Annotated in this window: 11 protein-coding genes, 1 tRNA gene and 1 riboswitch; of the genes, 11 read left to right on the top strand and 1 reads right to left on the bottom strand. The window is 61.4% G+C overall.

Annotation, left to right across the window (positions count from 1 at the left end; all coding sequences use genetic code 11):
* Positions 1-87: 87 nt before the first annotated feature.
* Genes ON14_RS00085 through der form a run of 7 tightly spaced genes read left to right on the top strand, consistent with a single transcriptional unit; the run spans position 88 to position 6450 of the window.
* Positions 88-975 carry a ParA family protein gene (locus tag ON14_RS00085; RefSeq protein ID WP_010202099.1) on the top strand — a complete coding sequence of 296 codons (888 nt, stop codon included), beginning with the start codon at positions 88-90 and terminating at the stop codon, positions 973-975.
* Positions 959-1807, top strand: a complete 849-nt coding sequence (locus ON14_RS00090) for a segregation and condensation protein A (protein ID WP_010202101.1) — start codon at positions 959-961, stop codon at positions 1805-1807. Before ON14_RS00085 ends, ON14_RS00090 begins: the two co-directional genes overlap by 17 nt.
* Positions 1797-2405 carry an SMC-Scp complex subunit ScpB gene (gene scpB, locus ON14_RS00095; RefSeq protein WP_010202102.1) on the top strand — a complete coding sequence of 203 codons (609 nt, stop codon included), beginning with the start codon at positions 1797-1799 and terminating at the stop codon, positions 2403-2405. The genes ON14_RS00090 and scpB overlap by 11 nt, the downstream gene beginning before the upstream one ends.
* Positions 2392-3165, top strand: a complete 774-nt coding sequence (locus ON14_RS00100) for a pseudouridine synthase (RefSeq protein WP_026037418.1) — start codon at positions 2392-2394, stop codon at positions 3163-3165. Before scpB ends, ON14_RS00100 begins: the two co-directional genes overlap by 14 nt.
* On the top strand, positions 3162-4244 hold the full coding sequence (locus tag ON14_RS00105; protein WP_010202105.1) for a prephenate dehydrogenase: 1083 nt from the start codon (positions 3162-3164) through the stop codon (positions 4242-4244). Before ON14_RS00100 ends, ON14_RS00105 begins: the two co-directional genes overlap by 4 nt.
* Entirely contained in the window at positions 4241-4915 is a 675-nt protein-coding gene (gene cmk / locus ON14_RS00110; protein ID WP_010202106.1) for a (d)CMP kinase, read from the top strand. Before ON14_RS00105 ends, cmk begins: the two co-directional genes overlap by 4 nt.
* 14 nt (positions 4916-4929) lie before the next feature.
* Positions 4930-6450, top strand: a complete 1521-nt coding sequence (der, locus tag ON14_RS00115) for a ribosome biogenesis GTPase Der (protein ID WP_010202109.1) — start codon at positions 4930-4932, stop codon at positions 6448-6450.
* A gap of 126 nt (positions 6451-6576) precedes the next feature.
* On the opposite strand, the gene ON14_RS00120 is transcribed toward der, so the two are convergent.
* Complete coding sequence (locus ON14_RS00120; protein ID WP_010202110.1) at positions 6577-8118, bottom strand: MDR family MFS transporter; 1542 nt, start codon at positions 8116-8118, stop codon at positions 6577-6579.
* A gap of 231 nt (positions 8119-8349) precedes the next feature.
* Positions 8350-8441: riboswitch (TPP riboswitch) on the top strand.
* On the opposite strand from ON14_RS00120, the gene thiM reads away from it, so the two are divergent.
* From thiM to ON14_RS00140, 4 genes are all read left to right on the top strand, one after another.
* Complete coding sequence (gene thiM / locus ON14_RS00125; protein ID WP_010202111.1) at positions 8433-9242, top strand: hydroxyethylthiazole kinase; 810 nt, start codon at positions 8433-8435, stop codon at positions 9240-9242. Its footprint overlaps the riboswitch before it by 9 nt.
* Positions 9239-9955 carry a thiamine phosphate synthase gene (gene thiE / locus ON14_RS00130; protein WP_010202112.1) on the top strand — a complete coding sequence of 239 codons (717 nt, stop codon included), beginning with the start codon at positions 9239-9241 and terminating at the stop codon, positions 9953-9955. The genes thiM and thiE overlap by 4 nt, the downstream gene beginning before the upstream one ends.
* A gap of 26 nt (positions 9956-9981) precedes the next feature.
* On the top strand, positions 9982-11517 hold the full coding sequence (locus ON14_RS00135) for a bifunctional hydroxymethylpyrimidine kinase/phosphomethylpyrimidine kinase (protein WP_026037420.1): 1536 nt from the start codon (positions 9982-9984) through the stop codon (positions 11515-11517).
* Positions 11518-11593: 76 nt separating this feature from the next.
* Positions 11594-11667, top strand: a tRNA-Pro gene (locus tag ON14_RS00140).
* Positions 11668-12165 lie beyond the last annotated feature (498 nt).

The raw sequence follows: 12165 nt of genomic DNA on the forward strand, positions 1-12165 counted from the left end.
AAACCTTCAACCTTTGGTAGAGGCGACCCTGCGGTGTCCGCGCGTGGGAGCGCAGGCTCGGACGGATGCGCGACGTAAACTTTTGGCATGACGACACAGCGTGAGAACGAATCGACGCTGGCAGGGTTGGATGTTCCGCCAATGGGCCCAACCGGCCGGCCCCTCACTATTTTTCCTGAGCCACCACCGCTCACCGGGCACGGCCCCGCACGCATTATTTCGCTGTGCAATCAAAAGGGTGGCGTAGGTAAGACGACCACCACGATCAATCTGGGCGCCGCGTTTGCCGAATACGGCCGTCGCGTGCTCGCGATCGACTTCGACCCTCAGGGAGCCCTCTCAGCGGGGCTGGGCGTGCCTACCCACGACGTTCCGACGATCTACGACCTGCTGCTCGGCACGATCAAGAACCCCGCAGAAGCCATCGTGCACACGAAGGTTCCCGGGCTTGACGTGATTCCGGCCAACATCGACCTGTCGGCCGCTGAAGTTCACCTCGTGAATGAGGTTGCTCGCGAGACAATTTTGGCGCGCGTACTGCGCAAGGTCAGCGATCAGTACGACGTCATCCTGATCGACTGCCAGCCTTCGCTCGGTCTGTTGACCGTCAATGCGTTGACGGCTGCTCACGGTGTGCTGATTCCGCTGGAGTGCGAGTTCTTCGCCCTGCGCGGAGTCGCCCTTCTCGTGGAGACCATAGAGAAAGTTCAGGATCGCCTGAACCCCGCCATCAAACTCGATGGCATTTTGGCGACTATGTTCGATGCGCGCACCCTGCACTCGCGCGAAGTCCTTGAACGGGTTGTCGAAAACTTTGGCGATGACGTCTTGGAGACCGTGATTGGTCGCACCGTGAAGTTCCCCGATGCGAGCGTTGCCGGAGCCCCGATCACTACCTTTGCCCCCGATCACTCTGCGGCGCACTCCTACCGCCAGGTGGCGCGAGAGCTGATCGCCCGTGGCTCCGTCGCCTAGCGACGTGGAAGAGTCCGCGTCGCCCGCCCCGGGTTTCTCGGTCTCGCTGAATAACTTCAACGGGCCATTCGACCTGTTGCTTTCGTTGATTTCGAAGCACGAACTCGACATCACCGAGGTTTCGCTTTCGCGGATCACCGACGAGTTCATCGCCTATCTGCGCAATTTCGATTCCTCGGGCGATGTCAGCGGTGATGGAATTGACGAACTCGATCAAGCCAGCGAATTTCTGGTTGTTGCCGCGACCCTGCTCGACCTGAAAGTTGCCGGTCTTCTGCCCCAGGGTGAGCTGGTGGATGCCGAAGACGTTGCCCTGCTCGAAGCACGCGACATGCTCTTTGCCCGCCTTTTGCAGTACCGCGCCTTCAAGCAGGCTAGCGACTGGTTCTCGGGCCACTTCGATGCCGAATCGACGCGAACCGTGCGCTCGGTGCGTCTCGAAGAAAAGTTTCGTACGCAGACTCCAGAACTGGTGTGGACCCTCAGCCTCGACGATTTTGCTGCCCTCGCGACCTTGGCGTTTACGCCGCGCGAGATTCCGAGTGTCGGACTCGACCATTTGCACGCACCGCTCATCAGCATCCGCGAACAAGCAGCCTATGTTGTTGCACTCTTGCGGGCGGGGGAGCCGATGACATTCCGCCAGTTGATTGCCGGCGCCGAACTCAAAGGCGTCATCGTGGCGCGATTCTTGGCGGTACTAGAGCTGTATCGCGGTGCGAATGTGGCGTTTGAGCAGATCGAGCCGCTTGGTGAGCTGACGGTGCGCTGGACCGCGCACCACTGGTCAGACGATAGCCTCGCTAATCTGGGAGCTGATTATGGAAACTGATACTGCGATTGTGGAACCGACCGTTGACGAGCTCGAGGCTGGCCCCGTCGTTGATCTCGCTCGAGGGCTAGAAGCGATCTTTATGGTCGCCGACCAACCCCAAAGCTTGGTGAGTCTGGCGACCGCTCTCAATGCGCCCGTTGCGGCGATCCGCAAAACGATCAGTGCTTTGCGGGCCGATTTTGATGGTGAAGGCGACGGCCCTCGCCGAGGATTCGAGCTGCGCGAAGTCGGCGGCGGCTGGCGCATTTATGTGCGCGCCGACTACGACGCCGCAGTGCGAGACTTCGTTTTTACCCAAAATCCGTCACGGCTCAGCCAGGCCGCATTGGAAACTTTGGCCGTCATCGCTTACAAGCAACCCATCAGCAGGGGAGCGGTCGCTGCAGTGCGCGCCGTGAATGTTGATTCAGTTGTGCGTACGCTATTAGGCCGTGGACTTATTACGGAGGCGTTTACCGACAACGAGACGGGCGCCATCCATTACGAAACAACGGAGCTTATGCTCGTGCAATTGGGGATCAACTCCATTGCCGAGTTGCCTCCGATCTCGCCGCTCTTATCTGATGGTTCGGATGGATTTGATGAACAACGCTAATGGCTCAGGCCCCAGTAATCCCGAAGGCGAACGCCTTCAAAAAGTAATGGCCGCGGCAGGAGTTGCCTCCCGCCGAGTCTCAGAAGACCTGATTTATCAGGGGCGCGTTGCCGTCAACGGCAAAGTTGTGCAAGAGGCTGGTCGCCGCGTAAAACCAACCGACCGCGTCACAGTGGACGGCAGTGCTATTCAGCTCGACACCACGAAGCGCTACGTCATGCTCAACAAGCCGGTCGGTGTTGTGAGCTCGATGTCTGATGAGAGCGGTCGCCCCGACCTCATGCCGTACACCGGCAACTACGACGAACGACTCTTCAACGTTGGCCGTCTCGACGTTCAGACCTCGGGCCTGATCATTCTCACCAACGATGGCGAACTCGCACACGTGCTCGCGCATCCCTCGTTCGGCGTGATGAAGACATACATTGCCAAGGTCGAGGGCACCGTCAGCGCGCAAACAATTTCGCAGCTGATGAAGGGCATCGAGCTTGAGGACGGCCCCATTGCCGTCGACAAAGCGCGGGCGCTCGGGCGAGCATCCAATGACGAAACTATGGTCGAGCTCACGCTGCACTCGGGCCGTAACCGCATTGTTCGTCGCATGATGGAGGCCGCAGGTCACCCCGTGATCGAGCTCGTGCGTCGCCAGTTCGGCCCGCTCAATCTCGGCAGCCTCGGCATTGGCCGCACTCGCAACCTAACGAAGGTGGAGTTGGGCGCGGTGCTGACGATTGCCCGTGACGCCGAGGAACAGTCGTGAATCTTGGCCGCATAACGGGGCAAGTACGAATTGTTGGCGCTGGGTTGCTTGGCGCCAGCATTGGACACGGACTGCGCGCTAAGGGCGTTGACGTGATTTTGCACGATGCCTCGCGCTCGAACGCGACGCTCGCGATCGACTATGGGGCCGGTCGAGCCCCGCACGAAGACGATAAGCCGACGCTCGTGATTGTGGCCGTTCCGCCAGATGTTACGGCCGAGGTTGTCGCGCGCGAACTCCTAGCGTGGCCGCAGGCAACAGTGACGGATGTTGCGAGTGTTGCGGTGTCGGTTCTGGACGAGCTCATCGCCCTCGGCGTTGATCTCGACCGTTTCATCGGTTCACATCCCTTGGCGGGACGCGAACGCGGAGGAGCCATTTCCGCTCGCGCTGATTTGTTTATCGGTCGTCCCTGGGTGATTGGGCGCGGTACGCCTTTCCGCCGTCGTGCGGTTGAAGACCTCGTGATTGAACTCGGTGCTGTGCCCGTGCTGATGTCGGCCTCGGAACATGACGATGCGGTGGCTCTGGTTTCCCACGTTCCCCAAGTTGTTTCGAGTTTGTTGGCTCACCGTCTCGCGGATGCAACAGATGCTGCCGTCGGCCTTGCTGGTCAGGGACTCCGGGACACTACTCGCATCGCGTCTAGCGCCCCCGAGTTGTGGGTTCAGATATTGTCTGCCAATGCCGGTCCTGTCGCTGCGATTCTGCGCGAGTTTCAGACGGAGCTCGGCGTCGCGATTGACGCGCTGGAGAACCCGGATGTTCCGGGATCGCGTCGCGCCCTGGCCGAAGTTCTTGCGGGCGGCAATGCTGGAGTAGCGCGAATCCCCGGCAAGCACGGAACCAGCAAGCACTTCAGTCAACTAGTTGTAATGGTTGACGACAAGCCCGGCGAGCTCGCACGACTTCTCACCGAGATCGGCGAAGCGAATGTGAACATGGAAGACTTGCGCCTGGAGCATTCACCGGGTGCCCAGTTCGGCCTTGCCGAAATCTCGGTATTGCCCGAAAAAGAAGCCCTACTTATTAGCGAGCTCGACGCTCGTGGTTGGAAGATTGCAGGGACCTCCGCGTGAATAAGAACCCGTCTTTTGTTGTTGTGGCCGTGGATGGCCCGGCCGGCAGCGGAAAGTCGAGTGTGTCGAAAGCGACCGCTCGCGAACTTGGCTTTGACTACCTCGATACTGGCGCCGCCTACCGCGGTTTTGCGCTGCACTGTTTAGACCGCGGTGTAGACACTCTCGGGCCCGGCGACGTCATCGAAACGCTTCCGCGCTTCGAGTACGCGATCGGGATTGACCCTGACAACTACTTTGTGAAGGTCGATTCGGAGATCGTGACCAACGACATCCGCGAACCTCGCATCACCGGTGTCGTCTCAAACATTGCCCGCATTCCCGAAGTGCGTCAGTACATGGTCGATCTGTTTCGCAGCATCATCGCTAGCAGCGAAAAGCCGGGCATTGTGGTGGAAGGGCGAGACATCACGACGGTCGTTGCCCCCGACGCTCAGGCGCGAATTCTGCTAACGGCCAGTGAAGAAGCTAGGATGGAAAGGCGTGCGGCCGAACTCTCCGGAGAATCGAGCGCGACAACGGCGCAACAACTCAGTTATCGAGATGCGCAGGACTCCAAAGTCGTTGACTTCATGAACGCCGCAGCAGGGGTCATCACAATTGACTCCACCAATCTTGACTTCGATCAGACCGTGACGGCCGTCGCGAGTTTCGTTCGCTCCAGCATGTAACTAAAGGACTACCCATGGCCGATCATTCGCCCGCCGAAGACGACTTTCCCGAACTAAACCCGGCTCTCGTCGAACGCCTTTCCGGCATGAACGACGACGAGGCTGCTCAGCGCACCTCCGCTCTGCGTGCCGGCCTCAGTGACTACGAGCTCGAAGACGATGACCTTGAGGTTCTCGACTCCGCTAGCGACGATCCTGATGCAATCTATTACCTCCCGGCGCTGCCCGTGCTGGCCATTGTTGGCCGCCCGAACGTCGGCAAGTCTGCTCTCGTCAACCGCATCATCGGTCGTCGTGAAGCTGTTGTTGAAGACACCCCCGGTGTTACTCGCGACCGTGTGAACTACAAGGCCGAGTGGAACAACCGTCACTTCACCATCGTCGACACCGGCGGTTGGGAGCCCGACGCAAAGGGAATCGACGCTTCTGTTGCCGCTCAGGCTGAGATCGCTATCGATCTCGCCGACGCTGTGCTCTTTGTAGTGGATGCCACGGTTGGTCCGACTTCGACCGACGAGCACGTCGTGCGCATGTTGCGTGCCACCAACAAGCCCGTGATCCTCGTTGCCAACAAGGTTGACGATGTTCACCAGGAATCGGATGCCGCTTCGCTCTGGAGCCTCGGCCTCGGTCAGCCCTGGCCTGCCTCTGCCGTTCACGGCCGTGGCGTTGCTGACCTGCTCGACCACGTGCTCACGGTTCTCCCGGAGATTTCGAACGTCGCTAAAGAAGAAGTGGGCGGCCCGCGCCGCGTCGCCATTCTTGGTCGCCCGAACGTCGGAAAGTCGAGCCTGCTCAACAAGACTGCTGGCGAAGAGCGCGTTGTTGTCAACGAACTTGCGGGCACCACGCGTGACCCCGTTGATGAGCAGATTGAGCTTGGCGGAAAGTTCTGGCGCTTCGTCGACACCGCCGGTATTCGTCGCCGTGTTGCTTTGGCTCAGGGCGCAGACTTCTATGCAACACTTCGCACCAGCGCAGCACTGGAGAAGGCTGAAGTTGCCGTTGTCATCTTCGATGTTAGCCAGCCGTTGAGCGTTCAGGACCTCAAAATTGTTGACCTCGTGCTCGAATCGGGCCGCGCGCTCGTTCTGGCATTCAACAAGTGGGACCTGCTCGACGACGAACGTCGCGATCTTCTTGAGCGCGAAATCGACAAGGACCTCTCGCACGTTGCGTGGGCTCCTCGTGTCAACATTTCGGCTAAGACCGGTCGCCACATGGAGAAGCTGGTTCCGGCTCTCGAGTTGGCTCTGGAGTCGTGGGATACCCGCGTTCCGACCGGAAAGTTCAACGCGCTTCTTGCCGAACTTACGCAAGAGCACCCTCACCCGCTTCGTGGTGGCAAGCAGCCGCGCATCCTGTTCGGTACGCAGGCATCAAGCCGCCCGCCAACGTTCGTTCTCTTCACGACCGGGTTCTTGGATCCGCAGTACCGTCGCTTTATTACGCGTCGGTTGCGTGAGATCTTTGGCTTCGATGGCACGCCCATCCAGGTCAACATGCGTGTTCGTGAGAAGCGCAAGCGCAAGTAATTCTGGGGCCGCACGTTGCGGCATAACGACTAAACGGCGAGTCATTCTTTTTGGGAGAGTGACTCGCCGTTTGGTGTTTAAGGCGGCGTGAGCGGCGGTCTGTGGACTGCCGCTCACGCTCCGGTGTTAGTGGCCGACCGGTGCGACGTTGGCGTCGGCATCAGTGTCGGTGTCCACCTCGGAGGCGTTGCGCTTGACGAAGAAGGTGGCAACGATCGCGAAGAGCGAGATGATGCCTCCCGCCATGAAGGCGAGACGAACGCCACCGGCAAGAGCCTCGGTATCGGGCGCTCCCTCGGCCGCCAGAGCGACGGACTGCACGGTGAGCAGCGCAATAAACAGCGCGGTACCAGCGGCGCCGGCGAGCTGCTGCACGGTGCCGATGGTGGCGCTGCCGTGCGAGTACAGGTGCGGCTTGAGACTGCCGAGTGCCGACGTGAACAGCGGCGTGAACATGAAGGCGAGTCCGATGCTCATGGGAACGTGAATCGCGACGACCATAAATGGAGAGCTGGTCTCGGAGAGCATCGTGAAGCTCCAGAGCGACGCGCTGACGACGATCGCGCCGGGGATCATGAGCGGGCGCGGGCCGACCTTGTCGTAGAGGCGGCCCACAATTGGTCCGAGAATTCCCATCATGAGGCTACCGGGCAGCACGAGGAGTCCACTTTGGATGGGCTCGAGGCCGAGCACGTCTTGAGTGAACATGGGCAGCAGGATGATGGTGCCGAAGAGCGCCGCCATCATGACCATCATGAGGCCGATCGAGATCGCGAACCCGGGGGCCGCAAAGGTGCGGAGGTCTAGCAGTGCGCTGTCGGTCTTTTGCAGCTTCAGCTGGCGGATGATGAACAGCGCGAGACTGATGGCTCCGGCGACAATGGGGATTGCGGGGGCGACGAGCACCTCACCACTGGCTGATTCGCCAAGGCTGGAGAGGCCGTAGATGAGCCCCGCGAACGCGATAGCGGAGAGGATGACGGAGAGTACGTCGATCGACACCTTGCGGGGATCGGTGACGTTGCGCACTTTGGTGATGCCGAGGATGAGCGCGGTGACCGAGATGGGGATCATGACGATGAAGACCCAGCGCCAGTCGAAGACGGCGAGCACTAAGCCAGCGACCGTGGGGCCAACGGCGGGAGCCATCGACATGACGATCGAGACGTTACCCATCGTTTTGCCGCGGGTGGCCGGAGGAACGAGAGTCATGACGGTGGTCATGAGCAGCGGCAGCATGATGGCGGTACCCGAGGCTTGAATGACGCGACCGAGGATAAGGAAAGTGAAGTCGGGGGCGACCGCGCCCAGAAGCGTGCCCGTGGTGAAGAGCGTCATGGCAGCGATGAAGATGCTGCGGGTCGTGAAGCGTTGGATCAGGAATCCGGTGATCGGAATCACGACCGCCATCGTGAGCATGAATGACGTCGACAACCACTGAGCCGTGCTGGGCTCGATGTTGAGGTCTTCCATGATGCGAGGGATGGCTACGACGAGGGAGGTTTCGTTGAGGAACACCACGAAGGTTGCCGCGAGCATGAGCGCGATGACGAGGCGGTTGCGACCGCTGTTGTCTGCTGCGCCCGCACCCGCTGCAGAGCTGGCCGAGGAGCCCGCGCCGGGTGGGGCGAGGGGAATACTGCCGGTAATCGGCGCGGTGCTGGTCATGAAAATCCTGTCGTGTCTCAAGCGGTAGGACGAAGCAGCAGCCGGAGTTGAAGGGCGCACAAATCAGTCGTCATCTTTATTCTTGCCCAGTGCAACGACATCCGACAGCAAAATAATCCCCCTCCGGGGAGTTAACGCAGAAATACGCGCAGAAAGGCGAAAGTGGGCTACCGGCGTGAGGCGCGATACCACCGCCCGAGCATCCGCGCGAACCGCTATGTTGGAGGCACAACTTGTGACACGGGGTGCCCTGCGGGGCTGAGAACACACCCGTCGAACCTGATCTAGTTAGAACTAGCGAAGGGATGTCGTGCATGTCGCGTACGCCACCAAACTTTTTGACCGCCACTCAAGACGCGCTCGAGGCGGTGAGATCGACGTCGCCGCTCGTGCAGTGCATCACCAATAGCGTGGTGGTGGGCTTCACCGCTAACGCTCTGTTGGCCGTGGGAGCAGCGCCGGCCATGGTGGATATTCCGGATGAGGCGGGCATGTTTGCCGGCGTTGCTTCTGGTCTGCTGATCAACCTTGGTACCTGTCGCGAGGAACAGCGCGCCGCTGCCCTCGAAGCGGCCCCTGCCGCGAATGCTGCCGGAACCCCGTGGGTGCTCGACCCCGTGGCCATTGGCGCTCTGCCCGTGCGCACTCCGTTGGCGTATCGCCTGCGTGATCTCGGGCCGTCGATTGTGCGCGGTAATGCTTCAGAGATTCTGGCGCTCGCCGAGCTGGGGGCGGGCGGCCGGGGTGTTGACAGTACGAGCACCGTGGATGCCGCACTCACTGCCGCTCAGATTCTCGCCCGAGTGACCGGCGGCGCCGTCGCAGTGTCGGGAGCGACTGACCTCGTGACCGATGGCGTGACGGTCGTGCGACTGTCGAACGGGCATCCGGTGCTGACCAAGGTCACGGGTGGTGGCTGTGCGCTGGGAGCAATTATGGCGGCGTTTGCGGCGGTGACTCCGGATGCGCTGACCGCGGCAGTAGCAGCGACGAGTGTGTACACAGTGGCGGCTGATCTCGCGGCGGAACGTTCGGCACTGCCGGGCAGCTTTGCGGTAGCGCTGTTGGATGCCCTGAACGAAGTATCAGTAGACGACATTGCAGAACGGGCGGTGATCGCGTGAGCGGCGTGCAGGAGAACACGGGAGCAGCGAAGACCGGTTTTCGCGAGAGCTTCGATCTCTCCACCTATCTCGTGACCGACTCGGCTCAGGCCCGCGCGGCCGGTCATGATCTTGTCGACCTCGTGTATGAGGCCGTCGCCGGGGGAGTCACTGTCGTACAGATCCGGGAGAAGGACACTCCCGCCCACGAATTTCTCGACATCGTCTTGAGGGTTTCCACTGCGGTGGCCCGCAAGGTGCCCGTGCTCGTCAATGACCGTGTCGACGTGTACCTGGCGGCCCGCGAAATGGGAGCCAAAGTTGCCGGAGTGCATGTGGGACAGAACGACTTGCCCGTGGCATCCGTTCGAGCCCTTGTCGGGCCGGATGCCATTGTCGGGTTGAGCGCCTCTACCGAGGATCAACTGTTTGCGGCCGGGGTGCGCTCTGCCGGGGTGGACTACGTCGGCATCGGCGCGCTGAACCCCACGACGACCAAGAAGGATGCTCCGGGTGCTCTGGGGCACGCCCGTATGGCCGAACTCGTGGCAGTCAGCAAGCTGCCGACTGTTGCTATTGGCGGGATTGGGCTTGAGGATGTTCCGTTGTTGCGCGCGGCTGGTGCGGACGGTGCTGCGGTGGTGTCCGCTATTTGTGGAGCTGTCGACCCGCGAGAAGCGGCACGGGCGCTCGCCGCAGCGTGGGCTGGAGTTCGAGCGGGGGAGATGGCGTGAGCGAAGTTGTGGAAAAAGGAGAGAACGTGAGTGTGAGTTCAGGCGTTGATGCGAGTGCCGGTACGGGTGTGAGGGGCGTGCGCGTACCGCGGGTACTGAGCATCGCTGGCAGCGACCCCTCGGGTGGGGCCGGCATCCAGGCTGATCTCAAGTCGATTGCGGCCAATGGCGGCTACGGCATGGCGGCGATCACGGCGCTGACTGCCCAGAACACGCAGGGCGTGAGCGGCGTGCATGTGCCGCCGGCCTCGTTTCTGAAGGAACAGTTGGATGCCGTCAGCGACGACGTCACGATTGACGCGGTAAAGATTGGGATGCTCGGAACTCCTGAGGTTGTCGCCGTCGTGCAGGAGTGGCTGGCGCGGGTCAAGCCGCCGCTCGTCGTGCTCGACCCGGTGATGGTCGCCACGAGTGGAGATCGCCTGCTGGATGCCGAAGCCGAGCTGGCACTGCGCGAGCTGGTGCGGGTCAGCGATCTGGTGACACCGAACATCCCCGAGCTCGCGATAATTGCGGGGGAGCCTGCCGCTGAGACCTGGGACGAGGTGCTGGCGCAGGCGGGGCGAGTCTCTGCCTCCTACGGGGTGCGCGTACTGGCCAAGGGCGGACACTTGAGTGGGGCCGAGGCTCCGGATGCGCTCGTGGATGCTCGATTCGGGAACGCACCGGTCGTGACTGAATTTGCTGGCATCCGCCTAGAGACCACGAACACGCACGGAACGGGCTGTTCGCTGTCGAGTGCGCTCGCGACGCGCATTGCGGCGACCGGGGATTGGGCTGCCGCGGTGGGGGAGTCGAAGCGGTGGTTGAGCGAGAGCATCCGTGCCGGTGCAGCGCTGCAGGTAGGGAGTGGGCATGGGCCCATCAACCACTTTGCGGGGCTGTGGGCTCGCGGGGACTTCGAGACGGCACCAACGGCGGCAGAGGTGCGGGAGCACTGGTGGGCCGAGATTGCGGGCATCCGTGCTCAGATCGACAACGGTGACTTTGTGCGGGCGCTGGGCGATGGTTCCCTCGAGCGGGGCGACTTCGTCTGGTATCTGGCTCAGGATGCGCTCTACCTGCGCGACTATGCGCGGGCGCTCGCCGAAGCTGCCCGACTGGCACCCACTGCGGCGGAACAAGCCTTCTGGGCCTCGAGCGCTGAGGGCTGCATCGTGACGGAACTGCAGTTGCACGAGTCGTGGTCTCCTGACGGGGAGGTGTTTGCGGCTTCGCCCAGTGCGACCACCACCGGGTACCTCAACCACCTGCTGGCGACAGCTGCCCGCGGTGACTACGCCGTGCTCGCTGCCGCCCTTCTGCCATGCTTCTGGGTGTACCACGACGTCGGTTCCCGCCTGCACCCGCTAGCGCACCCCGAGCACCCCTACGCCGACTGGTTAACGACCTACGCCGATGACGCCTTCACGGATGCCACGGAGCAGGCCATCACGATAGTGACGGCGCTCGCCGCAGATGCCACCCCGCCGGTTCGGGATGCGATGCTTACGGCTTTCGTAGCGTCGACGGAGCACGAACGCGAGTTCTTCGCCGCCGCGCACGGGGTCACCCTGAATTGATTTCGCGCTCCTCGGTGCTTTGACCCCAATGTGAACACGAGCCCTCAAATTCCGCGTTAGGATAGTGGAGTTGTCGCGGGCTGTAGCGCAGCTTGGTAGCGCACCTGACTGGGGGTCAGGGGGTCGCAGGTTCAAATCCTGTCAGCCCGACAATGTGCCCCGGATTTCTCACGAAGTCCGGGGCTTTTTCTATGGGCTTTCGCGACGCCGGCATGCAATCCAACACAAACCCAACACTTTGAGCTTGCTATCCGCGAAGTCGGGAACTTCGCCAGCGAAGAGGTCTTCGTCTCAAGCGGACCTCCGCTGCTGTCGAGCTCGCCTGAAGGGTGTGCTCAATCCATCGTCAAGCATCAAGACGCTGGGGTGCTTTGTGCGCGAACCACTGCAGGGGACTATTGACTCGCAATCATCATCTCTGAAATGGTTTTGGGCTATGGGGATACGAAGGCGTGACATGGGCGGCACTTTCCGCTGTGCCGATGGTCGTCCTTCTTCTTGCTGGATGCACAAGCTATGGCGAGGTAGACGACCGCGCCGACCCGAGCATTTCGTGTGACGATGCCCTTCAATCAGTGTTGGTTCCCATCAGGGCGGACAATACGGCCGGAGCTGATGGTGCTCTGATCGATTGGCTAGGTCAGCACT

It is taken from the genome of Salinibacterium sp. PAMC 21357 (genome assembly GCF_000247645.1).
GTDB lineage: Bacteria > Actinomycetota > Actinomycetes > Actinomycetales > Microbacteriaceae > Rhodoglobus.